At 59.8% G+C, this 22,298-nt stretch carries 21 protein-coding genes and 1 pseudogene; 8 read left to right on the top strand and 14 right to left on the bottom strand.

All coding sequences use genetic code 11. From position 1 onward, the window contains the following. Nucleotides 1-225 precede the first annotated feature (225 nt). Both purF and HCO70_RS04795 read left to right on the top strand, forming a co-directional pair. Complete coding sequence (gene purF / locus HCO70_RS04800) at nucleotides 226-1,719, top strand: amidophosphoribosyltransferase (protein WP_172293598.1); 1,494 nt, start codon at nucleotides 226-228, stop codon at nucleotides 1,717-1,719. Nucleotides 1,720-1,891: 172 nt separating this feature from the next. Further along, nucleotides 1,892-2,182 (top strand): hypothetical protein, encoded by a 291-nt coding sequence (locus HCO70_RS04795; RefSeq protein ID WP_172293596.1) that lies wholly within the window; start codon nucleotides 1,892-1,894, stop codon nucleotides 2,180-2,182. A gap of 21 nt (nucleotides 2,183-2,203) precedes the next feature. Here the strand turns inward: HCO70_RS04795 and HCO70_RS04790 are convergent, their stop codons facing one another. Further along, the gene (locus tag HCO70_RS04790) at nucleotides 2,204-2,797 is read right to left on the bottom strand and encodes a biotin transporter BioY (protein WP_172293594.1); all 594 of its coding nucleotides are present in this window, start codon (nucleotides 2,795-2,797) and stop codon (nucleotides 2,204-2,206) included. A gap of 152 nt (nucleotides 2,798-2,949) precedes the next feature. Between HCO70_RS04790 and HCO70_RS04785 the strand changes: the two genes are divergently transcribed. Then, nucleotides 2,950-3,624 carry an SDR family oxidoreductase gene (locus HCO70_RS04785; RefSeq protein WP_172293592.1) on the top strand — a complete coding sequence of 225 codons (675 nt, stop codon included), beginning with the start codon at nucleotides 2,950-2,952 and terminating at the stop codon, nucleotides 3,622-3,624. Between the two features lie 20 nt (nucleotides 3,625-3,644). Here HCO70_RS04785 and ribD read toward each other — a convergent pair whose 3' ends face one another. From ribD to HCO70_RS04765, 4 genes are all read right to left on the bottom strand, one after another. Next, a complete protein-coding gene (gene ribD / locus HCO70_RS04780; protein WP_371742159.1) occupies nucleotides 3,645-4,748 on the bottom strand; it encodes a bifunctional diaminohydroxyphosphoribosylaminopyrimidine deaminase/5-amino-6-(5-phosphoribosylamino)uracil reductase RibD in 1,104 nt (367 codons plus the stop codon). After that, complete coding sequence (gene nrdR / locus HCO70_RS04775; protein ID WP_172293590.1) at nucleotides 4,745-5,212, bottom strand: transcriptional regulator NrdR; 468 nt, start codon at nucleotides 5,210-5,212, stop codon at nucleotides 4,745-4,747. The genes ribD and nrdR overlap by 4 nt, the downstream gene beginning before the upstream one ends. Before the next feature lie 247 nt (nucleotides 5,213-5,459). Next, complete coding sequence (locus HCO70_RS04770; RefSeq protein WP_371742158.1) at nucleotides 5,460-5,873, bottom strand: secondary thiamine-phosphate synthase enzyme YjbQ; 414 nt, start codon at nucleotides 5,871-5,873, stop codon at nucleotides 5,460-5,462. 4 nt (nucleotides 5,874-5,877) lie between these two features. Next, complete coding sequence (locus HCO70_RS04765) at nucleotides 5,878-6,255, bottom strand: helix-turn-helix domain-containing protein (RefSeq protein ID WP_172293586.1); 378 nt, start codon at nucleotides 6,253-6,255, stop codon at nucleotides 5,878-5,880. 108 nt (nucleotides 6,256-6,363) lie between these two features. Between HCO70_RS04765 and HCO70_RS04760 the strand changes: the two genes are divergently transcribed. Further along, nucleotides 6,364-7,233: an SDR family oxidoreductase gene (locus tag HCO70_RS04760; protein ID WP_172293584.1), complete on the top strand. Its 870-nt coding sequence runs from the start codon at nucleotides 6,364-6,366 to the stop codon at nucleotides 7,231-7,233. Nucleotides 7,234-7,290: 57 nt separating this feature from the next. Here HCO70_RS04760 and HCO70_RS04755 read toward each other — a convergent pair whose 3' ends face one another. The 4 genes from HCO70_RS04755 to HCO70_RS04740 form a co-directional block, all read right to left on the bottom strand. Continuing rightward, nucleotides 7,291-7,560 (bottom strand): HlyU family transcriptional regulator, encoded by a 270-nt coding sequence (locus tag HCO70_RS04755; protein WP_172293582.1) that lies wholly within the window; start codon nucleotides 7,558-7,560, stop codon nucleotides 7,291-7,293. Nucleotides 7,561-7,575: 15 nt separating this feature from the next. Further along, the gene (gene rpoD, locus HCO70_RS04750; RefSeq protein ID WP_172293580.1) at nucleotides 7,576-9,561 is read right to left on the bottom strand and encodes an RNA polymerase sigma factor RpoD; all 1,986 of its coding nucleotides are present in this window, start codon (nucleotides 9,559-9,561) and stop codon (nucleotides 7,576-7,578) included. Nucleotides 9,562-9,679: 118 nt separating this feature from the next. Continuing rightward, on the bottom strand, nucleotides 9,680-11,641 hold the full coding sequence (gene dnaG, locus HCO70_RS04745; RefSeq protein ID WP_172293578.1) for a DNA primase: 1,962 nt from the start codon (nucleotides 11,639-11,641) through the stop codon (nucleotides 9,680-9,682). Between the two features lie 181 nt (nucleotides 11,642-11,822). Beyond that, nucleotides 11,823-13,250, bottom strand: a complete 1,428-nt coding sequence (locus HCO70_RS04740; protein ID WP_172296140.1) for a Glu/Leu/Phe/Val dehydrogenase — start codon at nucleotides 13,248-13,250, stop codon at nucleotides 11,823-11,825. A 374-nt stretch (nucleotides 13,251-13,624) separates the two neighbouring features. Between HCO70_RS04740 and HCO70_RS04735 the strand changes: the two genes are divergently transcribed. The 3 genes from HCO70_RS04735 to HCO70_RS04725 all read left to right on the top strand — a co-directional run bounded on the left by HCO70_RS04735 (nucleotide 13,625) and on the right by HCO70_RS04725 (nucleotide 16,561). Next, complete coding sequence (locus tag HCO70_RS04735) at nucleotides 13,625-15,445, top strand: pilus assembly protein TadG-related protein (protein ID WP_172293576.1); 1,821 nt, start codon at nucleotides 13,625-13,627, stop codon at nucleotides 15,443-15,445. Between the two features lie 8 nt (nucleotides 15,446-15,453). After that, a complete protein-coding gene (locus HCO70_RS04730) occupies nucleotides 15,454-15,975 on the top strand; it encodes a TadE/TadG family type IV pilus assembly protein (RefSeq protein ID WP_172293574.1) in 522 nt (173 codons plus the stop codon). 97 nt (nucleotides 15,976-16,072) lie between these two features. Further along, nucleotides 16,073-16,561 carry a hypothetical protein gene (locus HCO70_RS04725; protein WP_216665263.1) on the top strand — a complete coding sequence of 163 codons (489 nt, stop codon included), beginning with the start codon at nucleotides 16,073-16,075 and terminating at the stop codon, nucleotides 16,559-16,561. A gap of 123 nt (nucleotides 16,562-16,684) precedes the next feature. On the opposite strand, the gene HCO70_RS04720 is transcribed toward HCO70_RS04725, so the two are convergent. The 5 genes from HCO70_RS04720 to phaC all read right to left on the bottom strand — a co-directional run bounded on the left by HCO70_RS04720 (nucleotide 16,685) and on the right by phaC (nucleotide 20,922). Beyond that, the gene (locus HCO70_RS04720) at nucleotides 16,685-17,167 is read right to left on the bottom strand and encodes a hypothetical protein (protein WP_172293570.1); all 483 of its coding nucleotides are present in this window, start codon (nucleotides 17,165-17,167) and stop codon (nucleotides 16,685-16,687) included. Between the two features lie 15 nt (nucleotides 17,168-17,182). After that, on the bottom strand, nucleotides 17,183-17,725 hold the full coding sequence (gene phaR / locus HCO70_RS04715) for a polyhydroxyalkanoate synthesis repressor PhaR (RefSeq protein ID WP_172293568.1): 543 nt from the start codon (nucleotides 17,723-17,725) through the stop codon (nucleotides 17,183-17,185). A 143-nt stretch (nucleotides 17,726-17,868) separates the two neighbouring features. Beyond that, nucleotides 17,869-18,321, bottom strand: coding sequence for a Phasin (locus HCO70_RS04710; protein WP_172293566.1), 453 nt, complete (start codon nucleotides 18,319-18,321; stop codon nucleotides 17,869-17,871). Nucleotides 18,322-18,610: 289 nt separating this feature from the next. Then, nucleotides 18,611-19,006, bottom strand: a complete 396-nt coding sequence (locus HCO70_RS04705) for a Phasin (protein WP_172293564.1) — start codon at nucleotides 19,004-19,006, stop codon at nucleotides 18,611-18,613. A 107-nt stretch (nucleotides 19,007-19,113) separates the two neighbouring features. Further along, the gene (gene phaC / locus HCO70_RS04700) at nucleotides 19,114-20,922 is read right to left on the bottom strand and encodes a class I poly(R)-hydroxyalkanoic acid synthase (RefSeq protein WP_172293562.1); all 1,809 of its coding nucleotides are present in this window, start codon (nucleotides 20,920-20,922) and stop codon (nucleotides 19,114-19,116) included. 102 nt (nucleotides 20,923-21,024) lie between these two features. Here phaC and phaZ point away from each other — a divergent pair. Further along, a pseudogene (gene phaZ, locus HCO70_RS04695) lies at nucleotides 21,025-22,251 on the top strand (polyhydroxyalkanoate depolymerase); the annotation flags it as partial. Nucleotides 22,252-22,298: the final 47 nt, after the last annotated feature.

Below are 22,298 nucleotides of genomic sequence, written 5' to 3'. Positions count from 1 at the left end.
CGACGGCTCTATCGACACAACGCACTACATTGCTCTCGGTCGCCGAAAGCGCAGTAAAAGTGCCGCGCGTTTTGCCACACGGTGGAGCGGAATCGATCACGGCTGAGGCATTGCCTCCCCACTGTCGCATAACCTTAGCAATTTCGTGATCCTCCCGTGACAGGCTGGCTTCGAAGGACTATGTGGGGGCAACCGCTGCCCACAGGGATTCGGAGCTTCGCACGCATGCCCGCGACCGACCCGGACATTTCGCCCGACGACAACAGGCTGCCCCGCCACCCATTCGACGACGACAAGCTGCATGAGGAATGCGGCGTCTTCGGCGTAATTGGCGTATCCGAGGCAGCGAATTTCGTGGCCCTCGGCCTCCATGCCCTACAACACCGGGGGCAAGAAGCCGGTGGCATCGTTAGTTATCACCCGGACAGCGGCTTCAATTCCGCCCGCCGTTTCGGCTACGTCCGCGACAATTTCACCAAGGCGTCGCTGATGGAAACGCTGCCCGGCAGCCTGTCCATCGGCCACGTCCGATATTCCACGGCCGGTTCCAAGGGCGCGACGCAGATCCGCGATGTGCAGCCCTTCTTTGGCGAGTTTGCCATGGGTGGCGCCGCCATCGCCCACAACGGCAACATCACCAATGCCGACGCCCTGCGCCGCGAGCTGATCGAGCGTGGCTCGATCTTTCAAAGCTCTAGCGACAGCGAATGCATCATCCACCTAATGGCTCGCTCGCTTCAGCGCACAATCCCCGAGCGGATGAAGGATGCCCTGCGCCGGGTCGAGGGCGCGTTCTCCGTCGTGGCGATGACGCGAACCAAGCTGATCGGCGTCCGCGACCCGCTGGGCGTACGCCCGCTCATGCTGGGCAAGATCGGCGACGGCTGGGCGCTGTCCTCGGAAACCTGCGCCTTCGACATCATCGGCGCGGAGTTTGAACGGGAAATCAAACCTGGCGAGATGGTCGTCATCACCTCAGAAGGCGTCGAAAGCTTTAAGCCCTTCGAGAAGAAGCGCGCCCGCTTTTGCATCTTCGAGCATGTGTATTTCAGCCGCCCGGATTCGATCCTGGGCGGCCAGTCAGTCTATGAGACCCGCCGCCAGATCGGCGTCGAACTGGCGCGTGAAGCACCCGTTGACGCGGACCTCGTCTGCCCAGTCCCCGACAGCGGTACACCCGCCGCCATCGGCTATGCCTCGGAAAGCGGTATTCCGTACGGCATGGGAATCGTACGCAACCAGTACATGGGCCGCACCTTCATCGAACCGACCGAGCAGATCCGCAACATGGGCGTCCGGCTGAAGCTGAACGTCAACCATGCCCTGATACGAGGCAAGCGCGTGATCCTGGTCGACGACTCGGTGGTCCGCGGCACCACCTCGCGCAAGATCAAGGAAATGATCCTCGACGCAGGCGCGAAGGAGGTGCACTTCCGCATCGCCAGCCCTCCGACTGCCTGGCCCTGTTTCTACGGTGTCGACACGCCGGAACGCTCCAAGCTTCTGGCTGCGACCATGAGTGAGGATGAGATGCGCGAATACCTGGGCGTCGATTCGATCCGTTTCGTGTCTCTCGACGGCCTCTACCGCGCCGTCGGGGAGGTCGATGGCCGCAATGACAAAAAGCCGCAGTATTGCGACGCGTGCTTCTCAGGCGACTACCCGGTTGAGCCGGCCGATCAGATTGAAAAGGGTTTTGCCCTAAAAGCTGCGGAATAACACTCCGCGCGGCGCATCTGGGGCCCAACATCATCAAACGCAGGCATCGGCACGTTTCCGCTGCGACGCAGCGTCCCTCTTTACCCTGCGACTACCTGGTTCTATTTGCCCGTTTCGGTCGCACGTCCACCCGTGCGGTTACCGCAAAATCAATCATACAGGCAGATACCGAATGGCTTCTATTCGGCTGGCGAAAGGCGCCGGCATTCCGCAATCTCAGGTCCACAGCGTCGCAGCGGATCAGGCAACACTCGAAGCGCTACTCGTGAACGACAGCCCAATGTTGATCGCGATCTCAGGGAAGCCCGAAGACCGCACCGCGCTCATCCTTACTAAACGAGGGAACATCCAGCGCGCGAAGCGTGGCGACAACACCGATGCCGGTACCGTGCTGGCGATTGGCGACACCCAGGTCCAGTTCCAGACGAATGGCGGACGGGTCATCGCATTGGCGCTGCCCTAACAGCGGGCAGCGCCGAAAGGTTCAGGCCTTGCGGGACTTCATCGCTGCCCAGCCACCGGTAACCACCAGCGCGGCCAGTGCCGCCTTGATCACGTCGCCCAGCAGGAATGGACTGACCCAGCCGGTCCAGATTCTTGCGGCAGAAGTGCCGACCCAGCCAGCGTCGATCCCGAAGAGAGTCGCCGCGCCCATCGGCCATGCGACACCCGGGATGTACATTGCTGCGCCGGCTACCAATGCCACCAAAAACGCCGGCAGAAACCGCTTCGTCAGTCCCCTGTCGGCGCCCAGACCAGCGACCCAGGCGGTCAGCACGAACCCTACGAGAAAGCCGCAGGTCGGCCCGAAGAAATACGCGACTCCAGCACCGCCATTGGAAAACACCGGCAGTCCGGCAAGCCCCTGCGCCAGATAAGCCAGCAACGTGATCGCACCCAGCCGCGCGCCGTAGGTCAGGCCAACGATGATGATGGCCAGTGACTGCAGCGTCATCGGCACCGGCCACATAGGGATGCTCACCTGCGCCGCAAGCGCGATGAACAGCGACCCGCCGATTACCAGTCCGGCATCTTTCAGAAGGCTTCTCTGGCCAAAGGCGGCCTGTGTCAGGGTCATTTGGGCGTACTCCTCTGCACGTCTCTTTCGCTTTTGAACCGTTCTGCGGCGCGGCAGGCGCCAAGTCAAGGAATCTGCAGCAACGGGGAGAAATACAGCGTTTTGGCCCGCAACTTCTTGACCTTTTGGTACGAGCGAGACAGTTGAGTTTTATGACAGTGACACGATCCAAGCTCGCTCTCGTTACAGGTGCTTCACGCGGTCTTGGCGCCGCCATCGCCGAAGCACTGGCCCCTGTCCACCACGTCGTCGCTGTTGCGCGCACCGTCGGCGGATTGGAAGAGCTTGACGACCGAATCCAGGCTCGCGGCGGTAGCGCAACACTGGCGCCTATGGACATCACCATTCCCGACGCGATGGCGCATCTCTGCCGCAACATTTACGATCGATGGGGGGTACTGGACCTTTGGGTCCACGCCGCGATCCACGCGCCGCCGCTCTCACCCGCCGACCATATCGATGCGAAAGAGATGACAAAATGTATGGCGATCAATGTGCAGGCGACCTCCGTCCTCATCCCCATGGTCGCACCGCTTTTGCGTGGTGAGGCGGCACAGGCCGTCTTCTTCGACGATCCGCACCTGGATGAGAAATTCTTCGGCGCGTATGCCGCGAGCAAGGCCGGCCAGATGGCCCTGGCCCGGGCCTGGGCTGCCGAGTCCGCCAAACTGGGGCCCCGCGTCCGGATCCTGAAGCCGCAGCCGATGCCGACTGCCACGCGTGCACGGTTTTTCCCGGGTGAGGACCGCAAGAAACTACACGAAACGCGGGACGAGGCAGAGCGGCTGTTGGTGGAACTGGGCGTCATGGGGCACCTGGTCAACTGACTGTTCCGGCACCGAACAGCTCAGGCAGACGCGCGTTCCCAGACCTGCAACACGTCCCCAGCAATCGCTGTAACCTCAGCAAGCGCGAAGCGCGGTGCCTCAGCCAGCCGGTCGACACCCATAGCCCCAAGTGACGGTCGCCCCTCCGCCCCCAGCGCCACACCGGCGGAAAAAGTGATCAGCTGATCTACGAGATTCGCGGTCAGCAGCGACGCCGCAAGCGCGCCACCGCCCTCGCAGAACACCCGTGTCAGCCCGGCATCGCCCAGCGCCTGCAGGGCCGTGGCCGGATCGATCTGGCGGGAACGACCGGTGTCCAGCGGGATCATCTGCGCTCCCAACCCCTCCCACGCCGCGCAAAGGTCAGGATCGGCATCGTCTCCGTGACAGAGCCATAGGGGCACCGTCCGCGCCGAAGCGGCCAGCTTGCCAAGCAATGGCAGATCCAAATGACGAGACCACACTACTCGCACCGGTTGCCGCACATCACCCAAGCCGCGCACCGTCAGTTCCGGATCATCCGCCCTCGCCGTACCACCTCCTACCAGCACCGCATCATACGTAGCCCGCAGCGCATGTACGCGCCGCCGGGCCCCCGGCCCTGTGATCCACCGGCTTTCCCCGGTCGCCGTCGCGATGCGACCGTCCAGTGAGCTTGCCAGCTTCAAGGTGACCATCGGTCGCCCGCGTTCCACACGGCTTAAGAACCCTCGTTGCAGTCGCACAGCTTCGGCTTCCATCACACCTGTTGCTACAGAGACCCCGGCCCGGCGCAATGCCGCCAGACCGCCGCCATTGACCCTCGGATCCGGGTCCTGCAACGCCACCACCACCCGAGCCACCCCCGCCGCGATCAGCGCGTTGGTACATGGCGGCGTCTTTCCATGATGTGAACAAGGCTCCAGCGTGACATAGGCCGTAGCCCCGCGAGCCGCGTCGCCTGCCTGCGCCAGGGCAACCACTTCAGCATGGGGTCGCCCGCCCGGCTGTGTCCAGCCGCGACCGACGACGCGCTTTTCGTTTACGAGAACGCATCCCACCGCAGGATTCGGCCATACATTGCCAAGCCCACGCGATGCCAGCGACAGCGCGTGCGCCATGTGGCGTGCGTCGTCGACGCTCACTCTTCCGTTTGGACGTGCGGGCGCAGCTCGCTGACGAATTCCTCGAAGTCATCAGCGGCCTGGAAGTTCTTGTAAACGCTGGCAAACCGAACGTAGGCGACAGTGTCGATCCGCGCCAGGCTTTCCATCACGATCTCACCAATCGTTTTCGAGGGAATGTCCGTTTCGCCCATCGATTCCAGCCGCCGCACGATGCCGGAGATCATCTGGTCGATGCGTTCGGGCTCAACCGGCCGTTTCTGCATGGAAATCCGGATCGACCGTTCCAGCTTGTCGCGGTCGAAATCCTCGCGCCTGCCGTTTGACTTGATGACCACGAGATCGCGCAATTGCACCCGTTCATAGGTCGTGAACCGTCCACCGCAGGCCGGGCAAAACCGCCGCCTCCGGATCGCCACGTGATCCTCGGCGGGCCGTGAATCCTTCACCTGAGTGTCGATATTTCCACAAAACGGGCAGCGCATGGCCTCTCCCTTGGTCCCGGTCCCCTATTGTCCACAGGCACTATAGGGGACACTCCAGACGTTGGGTAGGTGGGAAATGCCGCTACTTCATTTAGCCCGGAAATGTGTTGCCCGGCTGCGGCTTCCTGTGATCTGACCAAGAGATGTGCCTATCAGGCAATGGTTTACATCATCCCTTTCGACCCTATCCTAGGCGCCGATGGTCTCCTCGTCTCCGCGCCACGACACAGTGCGGGAAGTCACTCGCTCAACCAGCAGGCAACAGCAGCGCCGCAACTTCGCGCCGGTGCGGGCGTGTGCGATGTTCGAACAGGTAGATGCCTTGCCATGTCCCAAGCCGCATCTTCCCCTGAGAGACAGGGATCTGCAGGCTCACCGGTAGCATCGACGCCTTGATATGGGCGGGCATGTCGTCCGGCCCTTCCATCGTGTGGCGCAGGTAGGACATCGACGGGTGATCCGAGGGCGGCACGAGCTGGTCGAAATAGGCGACGAGATCAGTACGCACGTCCGGATCAGCATTCTCCTGAATAAGCAGCGAACAGGAGGTGTGCTGCACGAGCAGAGTCAGCAGACCATCACCCGCGACCCACTCGGCCGCCTGCCGTGTGAACATGTAGAGCCCCGGACCCTCAGTTTGAATCGTGAACGTGGTCTGCACCCGACTACTCCCCATCGAACCGATGCCGCGCTGCGTCGATGCCTGGTCGATTGTCCAACGCCCAGCCGATTAAATGCGACAGCGGCGCCAGGAATGACCGGCCCATTTCGGTCAGAGAGTACTCCACGCTCGGCGGCTTGGTGTCGTAAACCTGCCGTGAAACCAGCCCGTCCCGTTCCAGTTCCCGCAGCGACTGCGTCAGCATTCGCTTTGAAATATCCGGAAGTGCCCGCCCTAGCGAATTGAACCGTTTCGGCCCGTCCTCAAGTTGAAGTAGCAACAGCGAGGTCCATTTCGCGGCCACATGGTCCAGCACATTGCGCACCGGACAGTTCGCCAAATTGTTTCCCGCTTCCCAGTCGGGCGTCGCGATTTCGGTCATGCCGGTTCCCTTCATGTTACCTGGACAGGAAATCCTGCCTTCTTGCGGCCACCGCATTCGGTCTCTTAATGAGACCTATATCCGATTCCAGACCACTAAGGAACCATCATGACTTCCCCAACAATGCTTGTCGCGGGCGCATCAGGCGCCCTCGGCCGTCTCGTTGCAAATGACCTTTCAAGCCAGACATCAAAGGAAAACTTCGCCTTGATGGTCCGTAAGCCCGAGGATCTCACAGCCTACGAGACGCAGGGTTTCACCGTCCGCACCGGAGACTATGAGGACGCCGCCAGCCTCGCCACCGCGTTCTCTGGCATCGAGCGGCTGCTTCTGATCTCCACAAACGCCCTCGGTAAAACACGCGCGCGCCAACATGGCAACGTCATCGATGCCGCGGTGGCTGCTGGAATTGGCTTCATCGCCTATACCTCGATCCTGAAGGCAGACAGCTCGCCTATGAAGCTCGCGGTCATGCATCGCACCACCGAAGAGGCGATTTCCACCTCCGGCATCCCGCATGCCTTCCTCCGCAATGGGTGGTACTCGGAAAACCTCCTTGCCGCCCTACCCCAGACACTGGGCATGGGTCAGCATTTCGGCTCTGCAGGGACAGGACGCTTCTCCACCGCGCCGCGACGCGACTATGCCAAGGCCGCGGCCAAGGTGCTGATCGGGGAGGGCCATGAAGGTAAGACCTATGAATTCGCAGGCGACACTGCGTTTGATCTAACCGAATTCGCGGCGATGGTCAGTGATGCGTCGGGAACGCCCGTCACCTACACGGACATGCCGCCGGACGCCTACCGCAACGCACTGGTCGGTGCCGGCCTGCCTACCGAGATGGCGGCAGTTCTTGTCGACAGCGACGTCGGCGCTTCACATGGCTGGCTGGAGGATCACTCCGGTACATTATCACGTCTGATCGGACATCGGACTGAGCCGATGCTCGAAACGATCCGGGCCAACCTGCTGGGCTAAAATGCAAACGCCGCGTCTGAAGACAGGCGCGGCGTTTTTGACCCAATGGCGTGCGCATCAACCGAAAATCCGGTCACCCTGTTCGTCGATCACCTGCCGCGCTTTAGCGGCGGACGCCTTGATCGCGGTATCCTCGACCTCGACCGTATCCGCCCGGATCAACTTGTGCACCTTACGCTCGCCATCCACATCCTTCTCGATGCGCGCCGCCACCCGCCAAGTAGAACCTTCTCGCACCGGTTCAGGATAGATTGCGAAGCCCTTGTACTCCTCGGGCTCCACCTCCACCTCGGGCTTGCTGCCGAACAGTCGCGAGAGCAGGGACATGCGACGCCCCTACCCTTATTGATCCAGGAACGAGCGCAACTTGCGCGACCGGCTCGGATGCTTCAGCTTGCGCAGCGCCTTCGCTTCGATCTGCCGAATCCGTTCCCGTGTGACCGAGAACTGTTGGCCGACCTCTTCCAAAGTGTGGTCGGTGTTCATGCCGATTCCGAAGCGCATCCGCAGGACCCGCTCCTCTCGCGGGGTGAGGGAGGCTAGGACGCGCGTCGTGGTCTCCTTGAGGTTCTCCTGGATTGCGCTGTCGAGTGGCAGAACTGCGTTCTTGTCCTCGATAAAATCACCGAGCTGGCTGTCTTCCTCGTCGCCGATCGGCGTTTCGAGCGAGATTGGCTCCTTGGCGATCTTCATCACCTTGCGAACCTTCTCGAGCGGCATCTGCAGCTTTTCCGCCAGTTCCTCCGGTGTCGGCTCGCGGCCGATCTCGTGCAGCATCTGGCGTCCGGTACGGACCAGCTTGTTGATCGTCTCGATCATGTGGACTGGGATCCGGATGGTCCGAGCCTGATCGGCGATCGACCGCGTGATCGCCTGGCGAATCCACCACGTTGCGTAAGTGGAGAATTTGTAGCCGCGCCGATACTCGAACTTGTCGACGGCCTTCATTAGGCCGATGTTACCTTCCTGAATTAGATCAAGGAACTGCAATCCACGGTTCGTGTATTTCTTGGCGATGGAAATCACCAGCCTCAGGTTTGCCTCGACCATTTCCTTCTTGGCCGCGCGCGCTTCTTTCTCACCCTTCTGAACCTGCTGTACGATGCGGCGGAATTCGCTGATGTCGACGCCAACATACTGGCCGACCTGCGCCATTTCCGACCGTAGCTGCTCCACCTTGTCGGTCGAACGCTCGATCAGCGCCTGCCAGCCGCGGCCCGACTTTTCGGCCATCCGGTCCAGCCAGGTCGGGTCCAGTTCAGCGCCTTTGTATTCCTCGATAAATTCGCGCCGATTGATCCGCGCCTGGTCGGCGAGCTTCACCATGCTGGAATCGATCGACATTATTCGCCGGTTGATCCCGTAAAGCTGGTCGATCAGCGCCTCGATCCGATTATTGTGCAAGTGCAGTTCATTGACCAGCAGCACGATTTCCGACCGCAACTTCTGATAGTCGCCTTCCGCCGACTCGCTGAACGACCCGTCCTCGTTCAGGGTTGCAGACATCCGCAGGTCCTGCATCTCGGACAGACGCGTATAGTCGTCCGCAATCCGGTCCAGCGTCTCTAGCACGCGAGGTTTCAGGGCCGCTTCCATCGCTGCCAGCGACATGTTGGCCTGATCTTCGTCCTCGTCGTCGTCGTCGCTGCGCAGCGGATTGCCGTCAGCATCCAACTCGGGCTGGCTCTCTTCCTTTTTCTGCGCAGGCGCTTCCCCGACCGAAAGGTTTTCAACGACGCTTTCATCGTCCTCGTCGCCCATCGACCGACCAAACGTCGTTTCAAGGTCAATAACGTCGCGCAGCAGGATGTCTTCGTTCAGTAATTCGTCGCGCCAGATCGTGATCGCCTGGAAGGTCAGGGGCGACTCGCAGAGCCCCGCGATCATCGTGTTACGGCCTGCCTCGATGCGCTTGGCGATGGCGATCTCACCTTCGCGCGACAGCAATTCGACAGATCCCATCTCGCGCAGGTACATGCGCACCGGGTCGTCGGTGCGGTCGAGCTTCTCGCTCTCCGTCTGGGCGACCGCGACTTCGCGTGAAGTCGAAGTCTCGACCACCTCGGTCGAGCCCTTGTTCTCGTCGTCTTCCGCTTCCTCGTCCTCAATGATGTTGATGCCCATCTCGGACAGCATCGACATCACGTCCTCAATCTGGTCTGTGCTCACCTGATCCGGCGGCAGCACCTGATTGAGTTGATCGTAGGTGATGTATCCCTTCTCGCGAGCTTCGGCGATCATCTTCTTGACCGCCGCTTGGCTCATGTCGAGCATCACTTCCGACTCTTGTTCGTCCTGCTTGCGGTCGTCCGTGTCCTTGGCGGCCATTGGCGCTCCTTCCAAAAGCGGGCTGTGATTCGCGGCAGTTTATCGAATCACACACTGCGAATCACTGATTCGCAATCCGTTTACCTTGTTTTCTTTACTTGTTCGTCACCGAATCGCGTCAATCCGACCGTCTTCCGGGCTTCGTGAACTGGATATTGCTGATCAGAGCATCGAATGCACTGCGTTCCTCTCGGTTCATCCGGGCACCGCTGGGCGCCGTGTCGTAGACGGTCTTGTCCTCGCTGCTCCCATGTTCCGCCCTTTCCTTAGCTAGGGCTGCCTGTGTCAATCGCCACGTCAAACCCTCGTCGGCCAGCCGGTCGATATCCTGCATCGCCTCGCTGACTTCGCGCGCTGCACCCCGGCGCGCGCCAAGCTTCACGAATTCCTCGTGCAGACACTGCCTTGCTGCGCCAACATCGCTGGAATGACGGATAGCGGGAATGACGGCTATGTGGCTTTGAGTGAAAAGCTTTTCAAGGGCATCTGCGCCAGTTTCACCAACCACCTTCGCCTTCAGTTCATTCGGCTCGCAGCCGCCATGCCGCAGGACCGCATCACGGATTCGCGCATGGTCTGGCAGCGAACAATCCAGACGGTCCAGTTCGTCCTCGAAATCGGGCAACAATGCCGGATGCGTCAGCAGAACGGCCAGGATCACTGCCTCGCGCAATTGATCCTCAATTTCGCCTGCAGTTGCTGCCAGCAGCGAGGCCCGCGCTCCCGGCGTGGCGCCCGCGGGGTCCTTGTTCCAATTCCCCCGTAATCGGCCGCCCTGCCTCTGACCTTTCGAACGGTTACCGAATAGTTCCCAGCGCAACCGTTGGATTTCATCGCCGTAGTGGCGCTTGAGAGTGGCATCGGGGATCTTCTGGATCGCCGAACGCAGTGCCTTGTCGAGTGCCGCCTTGCGCTCGGGGCTGTCAAACACCTTGCCCTCAGTCTCGCGCCGCCAAAGCAGGTGCACAAGTGGCTGTGCCTGATCGAGGATCTTCTGCATGGCGCCGGCACCGCCGGTGCGGATCACATCGTCGGGGTCCTGGCCAGGCGGCATGATCGCGAACCGCAACGATTTTCCGGCTTCCAGCTGCGGCAGAACCATGTCTATCAGCCGCATTGCGGCACGCAGCCCAGCTGTATCACCGTCGAGCGCAATCACCGGTTCCGGAGCGATCCGCCAAAGCATCTGCAATTGGTCTTCTGTGATCGCGGTGCCGAGCGGCGCCACGGTGGCGGTAAATCCTGCTTCTGATAAAGCGATCACATCCATGTAGCCTTCTGCCACCAGCAGCGATTGCCCCTTGCCTGCAGCTTCTCGCGCACTCCGAACATTGAACAGCGACCGGCCCTTGTCGAACAGTTCGGTCTCCGGCGAATTCAGGTATTTTGCATTGTCCGTCGGATCCATCGCCCTGCCACCAAAGGCAATGGCGCGGCCTGGCGCGTCGCGGATCGGAAACATGATCCGGTTTCGGAAAGTGTCATAGGGCGCCTTGCCCTGGTTCGACGGCTTCGCCAGCCCGGCGCCAAGGATCAGGTCCTCCTCGACACCCTTGCCACGTAAGTGATCCCAAAGCCCCTGCCAGCCCGGCGGCGCGAAACCGATTTCCCAGCGTTCCTGCACATCACTGCTTAATCCGCGTCCCGCCAGGTAGTCCCTCGCCTCCGCCGCCGCGCCGGTTTTTAACTGCAGCCGAAAATGCTGAACGGCCCGCTCCATTACCTCGGCAAGGCGCGTGCGTCGGTCCGCTTTTTCCTGCGCTTTCGGATCGCGTTCGGGCATCGGCATACCAGCCTCGCGCGCCAGGATCTCGATTGCTTCGATGAAGCTGACATTCTCGGTCTCGCGCACGAAGGAAATCGCGTCCCCCTTCGCGTGACATCCAAAGCAGTAGTAATAGCCTTTGCGGTCATCCACATGAAATGACGCTGTTTTTTCCTGGTGGAACGGGCACGGTGCCCACATATCGCCCTTGCCCTGGTTAGACTTGCGCGGATCCCACATGACCTTGCGCCCGACCACCTGCGCAAGCGAGGTGCGACTGCGTAGCTCGTCCAGGAAACCGGGAGGCAGACTCATCCTCGTAATATCGGCCGCAGTGCCTCCGCTGTCGAGTCCACCAAAGGGCAGTTTTGGCAGGATCAACCCGAAGTGGTCCAACTGCTTTTCCGCCGCACAGGGCGGCAACAGGGTCAGCTCCCCCGCAGACCGGTTTCAGACTATGCGGCTGCGCACCGTCTGCCGGCGCGCAGTCGGTAGATCAGAGGCCCTTCGCCCGGTAGCTCAGCGCCACCCGGCCAATGGCAACGAGGTAGGCCGCGGTCCGCAGATCCGACACGTCATCTCGTGTGCGCCAGACCTCGGCCATGGACTGATAGGCGACACGCATCGTGTCATCTAGGCCGGATCGCACAAGCTCCAGTTCGTCGGCTCCGCGCAGGTACTTCTGCTTGAAGTCCGGGGTCATTGACCATGCACCGCCCAGATGCTCATCGAGCCGCGCCAGTTCGTCGACGATCAGCTGATGTCGCGCCTCCTCCTGGCGCCGCCCCATCCGACCGAAACGGATATGGCTGAGGTTCTTTACCCACTCGAAGTAGGACACCGTGACACCGCCGGCGTTGGCATACATGTCCGGAATGATCACCGTGCCCTTCTCACGCAAGATCTCGTCCGCACCAGCCGTGATCGGGCCGTTCGCCGCCTCGATTATCAGCGGCGCCGCGATGCGGTGTGCGTTGGCAAGGTTGATCACCCCTTCCATTGCCGCCGGGATCAGGATGTCGCACTCTTTCTCCAGTATCTTGGCACCCTCCGCCACGTATTCGGCGTCTGCATAACCCTTGACGCCGCCGTGGTTCGAAATCCAACTCCGCACCGCCTCGACATCCAGTCCTTTGTCAGAGATCAGCGCCCCATCCCGTTCGATGATGCCAGTGATTAGCGCGCCATCTTCTTCGCGCAGGAATTTGGCCGCGTGATAACCTACGTTCCCGAGCCCCTGTACAACGATTCTCTTACCGTCTAGCTTGCCCGACAGCCCAGCCTGCGCCACATCCTCCGGGTGCCGGAAATACTCCTTCAGCGCATATTGCACACCGCGTCCCGTCGCCTCGACCCGGCCCTGGATGCCGCCCGCATGCGTCGGCTTGCCGGTGACGCAGGCGTTGGCATTTATGTCGGTCGTGTTCATACGCCGGTACTGATCGGCGATCCACGCCATCTCACGCTCGCCCGTCCCCATATCCGGCGCCGGAACGTTCTGACTGGGATGGATCAGATCGCGTTTCGCCAGCTCATAAGCAAAGCGCCGAGTGATCAGTTCCAGCTCATGCTCTTCGTACTGCCGGGGATCGATCCGCAGACCGCCCTTTGAGCCGCCGAAAGGCGCCTCCACCAACGCGCATTTGTAGGTCATCAGCGCCGCCAGCGCCTCGACCTCATCCTGATTCACCCCCATTGCGTAGCGGATGCCACCTTTTACCGGCTCCATGTGCTCGGAATGTACCGACCTGTACCCGGTGAAGGTCTGGATCTGGCCCCGCAACCGCACACCGAACCGCACCGTGTAGGTCGCGTTGCAGACACGGATCTTCTCTTCAAGTCCCGGCGGCAGATCCATCAGAGCCACCGCGCGATTGAACATCAGGTCGACTGACTCGCGGAAGCTCGGTTCCTTGGACGACATATTCATTGATCCCTCCTCGCCGCCGGCACGCGGCCTGTCTTGCTTTTCAGCCACTTCGCCACCTGAGTGGCCCGGTCTCCTCCCGGCAGGCTATGCCGAATCCTGTGAATGTCATGTAACGTCATGACGCTTGCTCTCCTTACGTCACCACCGAAAGGCGACGCAATCTTCGCTTATGGTTTCCGCCGGTCCAGCAATCCGCCCGATGACGGAAACACTGTCGCCAAAAACCACCCTGATAGTTCCAAGACCCACAAAATGCCATTTTTCGAGCCCAGGTTGGCCGGAAATAGGCCGCATTACGCCGCGCATATAATGCGTGGCCGGAGTTCCGTCCGGGCGTAGGTCGGCCACTTGGCGGGAAATAGATTGCGATGCACAAAGAGTACAATATCGACGACTGCCTTCATACCGGCGACCTGCGCCGGGTCCATACCACCTGCGCCTGTCCCATCTCGGACAGTCCGCTCGAAACCGGCTCCAGGCACGAGCGGGCATTCGGCCTACCTGCTCGCGCGCGAATGTTCCAGCGTGATGAAGACGGATCACTGATCATCTTCTCGCTTTTCATCTTCATCCTGATGCTGATCATAGGCGGCATCTCGGTGGATATCGAACGCTTCGAAACGGCACGCACCACGCTGCAGAACACCGCCGACGGCGCAGCGTTGGCTGCCGCCTCGCTGTCCCAGGAAGTCGATGGGGAGATCTTGGTACGCGACTACTTCACCAAGGCCGGGATGGACCCCTTTATCGAGAACATTACGGTGGAAGAGGCGATCAACTTCAAGCGGGTTACCGTCGACGCCGACATTACCGTGCCAACACATTTCATGAGCATGGTAGGTACCGAGGCGCTTGGCACCATCGTGGACTCCATTGCCGAAGAAGCCATCGGTGATGTCGAGATCTCGCTAGTGCTCGACGTGTCGGGTTCGATGAGAAACAACAGCAAGATGGGCAACCTCATAACCGCAGCCCAGGATTTCGTCGAAACGGTATACGAGAGTTCCGAGGAAGGCTCCGTCTCGACCACGATCGTTCCCTATTCCACGCAAGTCTCCGCAGGTGCCGACGTCATGGCCTTGCTGAACCGGTCGCCGCTGAGTCACGAACTCTCGCACTGTCTGAACTTCTCAACTGCTGAATTCAGCTCCGCCAGCATCTCGACCAGCGACGCGGTTGAGCAGACGCTTCACTTCGACCCGTATACAGACAGTAACTGGGACGGCCTCGACGGTTCGCCAGACCCGGTCTGTCCGCAGAGAAGCTGGGCAGAGATCCTGCCGTTCTCGCAGGATACCGTCAAGCTGGACGACTACATCGGGGACTTCACCCATACCGATTTCACCTCGATCGAAATCGGCGTGAAATGGGGTTCGGCGTTTCTCGATCCTGCATTCCAGCCGGTGGCGTCCGGACTGATCGAAGCTGGTCTGGTCGACGAGGATTTCGAGGGACGTCCAGTCGCCTACAGCGACACCAACACGCTGAAAGTCATGGTTGTCATGACCGATGGTCAGAACACCCAGCATTACGAGATGAATGATCCATATCGGACCGGGAACACAGAAATCGTGTTTGTCTACTACGACGATAGCGGGCGCCCCTACTATTCAATCTGGCAAGGCGAGGGCGAGCCGCGCTTCGAGGTGGAATACGAAGAGGTCGAAGTTACAGAGTGCGTGGAGCAAGAATGGAACAGACGCCGCCGCCAATGGGAGTGCGTTTCATGGGAGACAAGCACGGTCATGGAAGAGGTGCCGAACTGGTACCTCACCAATGACTACAGCTATGACGGCGTCAGCACGGGTGATCGATCTACTCCGTACGGAGAGTCCGATGCGGTCATGATGACGTGGGACGCACTCTGGGCAAACGTCCCCGTCGAGATCTTCTTCGATTGGCTGGACGATGTGGGTGGCATGTATTCCCTCAAGAACGACATCGACGACGCGCTCTCATATGTCACCAGCGGCACAAAGGACACACGCACACTGTCGATCTGCAGCGCGGCCAAAACTGCCGGCACGATCATCTACGCGATCGGGTTTGAGGCACCATACAACTCTCAGGTGCTTTTGGCGAACTGCGCCACTTCCGCCGGGCACTACTTCAACGTGAGCGGTACGGATATCTCGCTGGCTTTCTCCGCCATCGCTGCCGACATCAACAGGCTGAGGCTCCTGCAATGATGAAGCGCATGATGGCTGCTCTCGCACGGTTGCGCCGGGACGAGAGCGGCAGCACGACCATCGAGTTCTGCATTCTGTTTCCGGTCTTCATCGCCATCTTCGGCTCCAGCTTCGAGGCCGGACTTCTGAATACGCGGCACGCGATGCTTGAGCGGGCGACCGACCTGGCCGTGCGCGAACTGCGGCTGGGCGAAGATCCGACGCCGACTTTCGAAGAGCTTCGTGCGAACATCTGCAACTACGCCGCCATAATTCCCGATTGCGACGAAGCGTTACATGTCGAACTCGAGACCATCAGCACCGATACATGGCAGTTCCGCACCGGCGATGTGCAATGTGTGGACCGGGAAGAGGAGATTACTCCGGCTGTTCAGTTCAATGCCGGCACGATCAACGAGCTGATGCTCGTGACCGTCTGCGCCGTATTCGAGACAATGATCCCCACCACGGGCCTGGGACTGAAACTGCCCAAGGTCAGCGGCAACGACTATGCGCTGATCGCGAAATCGGCCTTTGTCAACGAGCCCTGAGATGCGACCTTTCAATCCCTTCCGTCTTCTACGTCGGTTCCGTCGCTCCGATCGGGGCAGCCTTTCTGTCGAGGCGGTTTTGGTCTTTCCGATTCTGATGTTCGCCTACGCCGGGCTGTTCACGATCTTCGACGCGTTCCGCACCAAGAACGTGAACGTTCGGGCATCTTATACGATCTCGGACATGCTCTCTCGCGAGAATGCCTGTATCGACCAGGAATACATCGCCGGGCTTAATTCTCTGCTGGCGCTACTGACACAGTCCGATTACCCAACGATCATCCGGGTTACCGTGGTTCAGTATGTCGAGGATGAGGAACTGAATGAGCTCGTCTGGTCCGCGGTCGACGGGGGAACAGGGATCTATATTAAACCTTATACACAGGCCACGCTGACTGAAGAGATGGATCAATACATTCCCATCATGGCGGACGGGGACCAAAATATCATTGTCGAAACCTGGTCTGGTTTCGTGCCGATCTTCGAGTTCGGACTTGATTCCTTTTATTTCGAAAACCGTGTCGTCAGCCGGAAACGCTGGGCGCCTCAGCTGGTCTGGGATACCGGGACGACACCCGGCTGCTGAGTCGGTCGCCAGAGAGTTACATCTAGTTGCGCAGGTTTGTTTCGGCGGGGTCGCCAAACAGGGTTTGCCTCAGATTGACCTAGACCGGGATGAATAGTGTCCCTGCCGCATAGCCGACGATACCTACAACAACCCCTGCCCGCCCTTTAGCCGCAGCGCAATGATATCCGCCATGACCTTGGCCTGCGCAGCGGGAGTAACACCACCGATCCCGAGCCTGCGGCCAAGCCGCCACCAGAGGCCCGGCTGCCACGCTCGCTCCCCCGGCGTCTTCAGCCGCACGAGAAACCCGTTCGACGGCTTGAACGCGAATGCTCCGCGCTCGACACCCTCGATCTCGTCCATGCGGCAAAGCACACGGCCGTGACCGTCGCGAAGTCCATCTTCAGTCAATTCAACCCAGGTCTCTGTGGCTTTCCTGATCCGGTCGCCCATCACTACCGATCCGATGCCAAGCACCAGCAACAGCCCCTGTACTAATAGTCCAGCCTCGGCGGACATGACGGACAGGTAAACCAACAGCCCGCCAAGCACGATCAGTATGGTGACCGCCAGCCAGCGGCGGGCCGGCGACGGCCCAACCCTCGCAAGGACCTCTTCGGACATTGGCTAAGACCGCGCCTAACTCAACTTTGAAAGCTTGGCCTGCAAATCGGCGAGCTGCTTTTTGATCTCGTCGAGATCATCTGCCGAGCTTTCCTCGCTCGGGCGCGGCGGCATCTTGCCAGCGCCGCTCCAGCCGCCGGTCATCGCCTTGAGAAAGGCTTCCTGCTGCGCTTGCATCGCTTCGAACCCGGGCATCGCCGCCATCGGATTGGCGAAATTTTCCATCATCTTCGATTGCCCGTCCCGCAGCATCTCAAACGACATCTGTAGGAACTGAGGTACCACAGAATTGACGCCTGTCGTGTAGCTACGCACCAGATCCGTCAGGACGTTTATCGGCAGCACGCTTTCGCCGTGGCTTTCATGATCTGCAATGATCTGAAGCAGATATTGCCGGGTCAGATCATCCCCGGTCTTCAGATCTATGATCTGAACTTCACGCCCCTCCCGGATGAAACCGGCGATGTCTTCCAAAGTGACATAGTCGCTGGTCTCGGTGTTATAGAGCCGGCGGCTGGCATATCGCTTGATCAGCAGCGGAGACTCATTGTCAGCCATGCGGACCCCCTCCTTATTTTTGCGATGCAGAAAGAAGCTTAGGTTGCTCTTTCCCAAAATGAAAGGGCGGGCTTAAAGCCCGCCCAGTTTCGTATGCCGGCAGGGAGGAATCCGGCACACGTCAGTTCCTTGGCGACATCCGCTTATTTCGCGGCGGTGGTCGCTTTCTTCGCGGCCGCGGTCACTTCGGCGGTGGCCTTTTTCACGGCGGCGGTGGCGTCTTCCGACATGTCTTTGCCGGCAGCCAGCAGAAGCTCGACGGTTTCCATTTGGACTTTTTTCGCAACTTCAGCGAAGGCGGCCATGGTTTCGGCCGACATTTCGGCCTGGGCCGAAGCGAAGTCGGTCATAGCTTTGGTGTAATCAGCCGGATCTTCCTTGACAGCGGTGATCGCGGACAGCTTGCTCAGCGTGTCTTTGGTCCACTTCGAGGAAATCTCGGTGGATTTGTCAGCGGCTTCCAGAGCAACCTTCGACAGCTTGTCCGAGAGGGTAGCCTGGGTTTTGAAGGCGTCCTGCATTGCGGTCATGTCGACCGGGAACGCGCCCATCATGTCTTTCATCATCTTGGTGTAGTCCGGGGTCTTCGCAGCCATTGGTTCCTCCTAAGGGTGCTCAGGGTGTTATGCGTTTCTTCATTCGAGAGAGAATATGATTGCTGCAGCGCGGCATTTCAAGGTTTTTTCGCTGCGCTGCAGCATTTTTTTATTCTCTTTACGTTCAGTATCTTGCACAGCCATCCGATACGTTCGCCGAGGAAAGTGACTCAAAGTCGATTCGTCGGGGCTTCCCTTGCGGCACTGCTCTCGTAACGAACGGGCCATTGGGCCTGCTTGTGCTTTTAAATGTCGGAGCCTCACAGTCGGGCAGCTACCGGCGATCAGATCACTTGGAACCGGTGGCCTTGTTCATGGCATCTGCGGCATCCTCCGCAGCGGCCTTGCCTGCGTTCAGCATGATCTCGATTGTCTGCTCCTGCACAGACCGGGCAATCTCTGCGAAAGCCATCAGGTTTTCGCTGGCAAGAGTACCTTGCGACGAGAAGAAAGTGCCGGCGGCTTGCGCGTAGGCGGAAGGTTCGTCCTTGGCCGAAGCGACACTTCCTAATTCGGCGATCGTCTCCTTGGCCCACTTGGTCGACAGATCGTTGGAACGTTCAGCAGCCTGCAGCGCGACCTTCGCAAGCTTCTCCCCGAGCTCGGCCGAAGTACGGAATTGCTCCACAAGAGTGGACATGTCCAGTGCTGCAGTGGTGGTGTCGGCTTTAGTCTTGGTAGGCATACTTGCTTCTCCCATGTGGCGGAAATATCCCGCCTTGCGACATGGGTTTCGTACTATGCTGCACCGCAGCGCATCAACTGATTTTCCCGCTTTTCGCGAACCGGTTGTTATGCCTCAGTTTCTGCGTGTAGCGGCTTGGCGACAACATATGTGCCGGGTGCATCACCGAGTATCGATTGCTCCGAATCGCCTGGGTGGCGGGCCGGTACGGACTTGCCAGAGCGCTTCGACAGCCAGACCTCCCAACGGGGCCACCATGACCCTTCGTGGAACTCTGCACCCTCCATCCAGACATCGGGCGCAAGCGTGAGGTCATCGTTGATAAAGTGGCCATACTTGTTTTTCGTTGGCGGGTTCACTATCCCGGCGACGTGCCCGGACTGCGAGACAATGAAGGTCTTGCTGCGACTGCCCATCTGCCGAAAGCCATTGTAACAACTCTTCCAGGCGGCAATATGGTCATTCTCGCAGGCGATTGAGCAAATCGGCACACGCACGTCCTTGATAGACAAGGTCTCGCCGCGAATGTCGATTCCACCTTCGGCAAATCGGTTGCCCTGGCACAGCCAACGCAGGTACTCGGTCGTCATGCGCGCCGGCAGGTTCGCCCCATCGCCGTTCCAGAAAAGCAGGTCGAAGGCTGGTGGCGCCTCTCCCATCATGTAACTGCGGATCGCGGGCTGGTAGACAAGATCGTTCGCTCGCAGGAATGAAAAGGTCCGCGACATAATCGAGGAATAGAGGACGCCCTTTTCTTTCATTTCCTCTTCCAGCGAGTCCACGAAGTCGTCCGAAAGGAACGGGGTGAACTCCCCCTGGTCCGAGAAATCGGAGAGCATTGTAAAAAATGTCGCCGACTTGATCGACTTGTCCTTCTGTTTGTGCAGGTAGGCCAGCGTCAGAGACAGCATTGTTCCGGCTATACAATAACCGACCGTATTTACCTGATCTCGGCCAGTGATCTCCTTGACCTGCTCGATCGCGGCAAGGAAGCCCTCTTCCATATAGGTGTCGAGCCCGACATCGGCATAGGACGCATCCGGGTTGACCCAGCTGACGACGAACAGCGTGTAGCCCTGTTCCACGACCCACCGGATCAGCGAGTTCTGTGGCTTCAAGTCCATGATGTAGTATTTGTTGATCCAGGGCGGAAAGATAAGCAGCGGCGTCTCGTGGACAGATTCCGTCTGCGGCTCGTATTGGATCAGCTCGAACATCCGGTTACGGAAGACCACCTTGCCCGGCGTCGCGGCGATATTGCTGCCCAGTTTGAATGCGTTCTTGTCGGCCAGGGTTACGGAGAGAGAGCCATCGCTCGCCTCCAGATCGCGCACTAGGTTCTCCAAGCCATCGACGATGCTCTGCCCGTTCGTTTCCACGGCACGGGTAAGCGCGTCGGGGTTCGATCCAAAAAAGTTGGCCGGACTGTAAAGATCCACGATCTGCTGGCTGAAATACTCGAGCCGTTTCTTCTCGCGAGGTTCCAGACCCTCCAGCTGCGCCACGGCCGACTTCACCGCTTCCGAGTTCAGCATGTACTGCTGTTTCAGGAAGTTGAAATACGGGTGAGACTGCCAGAGCGGATTCGAAAACCGCTTGTCGGTCGGGGTCGGATCGTCTGGTGCTTCGAATTTGCCGCGGACCAGCGCCTGTTGCGCGTCGATGTAATGACGCAGTGCTTTGCCCCAGTAGGTCACCTGCTGTTCCATCAACTTGGCCGGATTACTCATGACCTCGGTCATGTAGGCCGTGAATGCCTTCAGGTAGAGATCTTCCCCGGGACCCTGCAGACCCGGTCTCTGGGGTTGCTTGCTCGCAAGCGCCGTAACCAGGCGTTGAGAAAGCGCTTCAACTTTCTCCAGATTGGCGTTCAAAACGTCCAGTTCTTGTCCGACTTCTGTTTCCTTAGTTGCCATTTTAACATTTCCGGCTATTTTGCACGTGCAGCATACAGCGTCTCCGATTTCGGGAGGGGATGGCGACGCGACGGCAAGTTGCCTGATCCGAGGATCCTATCCATGCGCTATTTAGCCACATACGACCTTATGGAAACCGTGCGGAACACCAACCAGTGGCTGGGAGCAACGGCCTTTGCGTTCGGATCCTATCCGATCACCGGGATTTTCCCTACCCCCCTGTTTCAAATGATTTCCGCTTGGGGCGAAGTGACCGAACGGTCATTTGCGCGGATGGTGGCGAAACCCGACTGGGGCATCAGCTCGGTCGTTGGTGAAGACGGACGCGATCACGTCGTCCAGGTCGATACGCTGGTGCGCCGCCCGTTTGGTGATCTGGTCCACTTCAAGGTTCTCGGCCGGCCCGAGCGCAAGCGTCGCGTCCTGCTTGTGGCGCCAATGTCGGGCCACTATGCCACCCTGCTTCGGTCGACTGTGGTCAGCCTGCTACCAGACTGCGAAGTCTACATCACCGACTGGCACAATGCCCGCGACATCCCTGTCAGCAAAGGCAAGTTCGATGTCGAAGACTACTCGATGTACCTCGTCGAGTTTATGCGCGCGCTCGGCCATTCGACTCATGTGATCGCCATCTGCCAGCCCGCGCCGCTGGCACTGGCGGCCACCGCCTGGCTGGCCGAACATGATCCGTTGGCGCAGCCCCGGTCGCTAACCCTGATCGGCGGTCCGATCGATCCGGACGCGGCAGATACCGACGTCACCGATTTCGGCCGGCGTGTCACGATGGGCCAGCTTGAAGAATACGTGATCCAGCGGGTGGGCTTCAAATACGCAGGTGCCGGGCGCCTCGTGTATCCGGGGCTTCTGCAACTCGCCGGCTTCATGTCGATGAACATGGACAATCACGCACAGGCGTTCTTCAATCAGGTCATGCGCGTAGCCAAGGGCGAAGCGAGCGAACACGACCGCCACAACCGCTTCTATGACGAGTACCTCGCGGTGATGGACATGACGGCGGAGTTCTACCTTTCGACGGTCGAACGGATCTTTAAGACGCGCGAGGTCGCGAAGAACGAATTCATGATTGAAGGCAAGCCAGTGGATATGGGCGCGATCACCGACGTCGCGGTGAAGGTCGTCGAAGGCGAACAGGACGATATTAGCGCGCCTGGCCAGTGTCTTGCGGCGCTAGACCTTCTGACCAACCTTCCCGCCAGCAAAAAGGCCGCTCACCTGGAACCGGGCGCGGGCCACTACGGTATCTTCGCGGGCAAGTCCTGGCGCAACAACATCCGTCCGCTGGTTCTGAACTTCATCGACTCCAATGCGGCTCCGGCGTCGGTGTCGTCGAAGCGCAAGGCAGAGACCGCCAAGCG

It is taken from the genome of Pseudoruegeria sp. HB172150, from assembly GCF_013184805.1.
Classification (GTDB): domain Bacteria; phylum Pseudomonadota; class Alphaproteobacteria; order Rhodobacterales; family Rhodobacteraceae; genus Psychromarinibacter.
This window is presented reverse-complemented; position numbering and strand designations above follow the sequence as displayed.

What these genes read in the sequence shown, in the direction of transcription:
- rpoD (WP_172293580.1), bottom strand. Translation starts at nt 9,561, where the DNA reads ATGGCCGCCAAGGACACGGACGACCGCAAGCAGGACGAACAAGAGTCG.
- HCO70_RS04730 (WP_172293574.1), top strand. Translation starts at nt 15,454, where the DNA reads ATGATGGCTGCTCTCGCACGGTTGCGCCGGGACGAGAGCGGCAGCACG.
- HCO70_RS04760 (WP_172293584.1), top strand. Translation starts at nt 6,364, where the DNA reads ATGACTTCCCCAACAATGCTTGTCGCGGGCGCATCAGGCGCCCTCGGC.
- HCO70_RS04725 (WP_216665263.1), top strand. Translation starts at nt 16,073, where the DNA reads ATGTTCGCCTACGCCGGGCTGTTCACGATCTTCGACGCGTTCCGCACC.
- HCO70_RS04710 (WP_172293566.1), bottom strand. Translation starts at nt 18,321, where the DNA reads ATGGCTGCGAAGACCCCGGACTACACCAAGATGATGAAAGACATGATG.
- nrdR (WP_172293590.1), bottom strand. Translation starts at nt 5,212, where the DNA reads ATGCGCTGCCCGTTTTGTGGAAATATCGACACTCAGGTGAAGGATTCA.
- HCO70_RS04790 (WP_172293594.1), bottom strand. Translation starts at nt 2,797, where the DNA reads ATGACCCTGACACAGGCCGCCTTTGGCCAGAGAAGCCTTCTGAAAGAT.
- phaR (WP_172293568.1), bottom strand. Translation starts at nt 17,725, where the DNA reads ATGGCTGACAATGAGTCTCCGCTGCTGATCAAGCGATATGCCAGCCGC.
- HCO70_RS04740 (WP_172296140.1), bottom strand. Translation starts at nt 13,250, where the DNA reads ATGTCGTCCAAGGAACCGAGCTTCCGCGAGTCAGTCGACCTGATGTTC.
- dnaG (WP_172293578.1), bottom strand. Translation starts at nt 11,641, where the DNA reads ATGAGTCTGCCTCCCGGTTTCCTGGACGAGCTACGCAGTCGCACCTCG.
- HCO70_RS04705 (WP_172293564.1), bottom strand. Translation starts at nt 19,006, where the DNA reads ATGCCTACCAAGACTAAAGCCGACACCACCACTGCAGCACTGGACATG.
- HCO70_RS04795 (WP_172293596.1), top strand. Translation starts at nt 1,892, where the DNA reads ATGGCTTCTATTCGGCTGGCGAAAGGCGCCGGCATTCCGCAATCTCAG.
- phaC (WP_172293562.1), bottom strand. Translation starts at nt 20,922, where the DNA reads ATGGCAACTAAGGAAACAGAAGTCGGACAAGAACTGGACGTTTTGAAC.
- HCO70_RS04755 (WP_172293582.1), bottom strand. Translation starts at nt 7,560, where the DNA reads ATGTCCCTGCTCTCGCGACTGTTCGGCAGCAAGCCCGAGGTGGAGGTG.
- HCO70_RS04765 (WP_172293586.1), bottom strand. Translation starts at nt 6,255, where the DNA reads ATGACCGAAATCGCGACGCCCGACTGGGAAGCGGGAAACAATTTGGCG.
- purF (WP_172293598.1), top strand. Translation starts at nt 226, where the DNA reads ATGCCCGCGACCGACCCGGACATTTCGCCCGACGACAACAGGCTGCCC.
- HCO70_RS04735 (WP_172293576.1), top strand. Translation starts at nt 13,625, where the DNA reads ATGCACAAAGAGTACAATATCGACGACTGCCTTCATACCGGCGACCTG.
- HCO70_RS04785 (WP_172293592.1), top strand. Translation starts at nt 2,950, where the DNA reads ATGACAGTGACACGATCCAAGCTCGCTCTCGTTACAGGTGCTTCACGC.
- HCO70_RS04720 (WP_172293570.1), bottom strand. Translation starts at nt 17,167, where the DNA reads ATGTCCGAAGAGGTCCTTGCGAGGGTTGGGCCGTCGCCGGCCCGCCGC.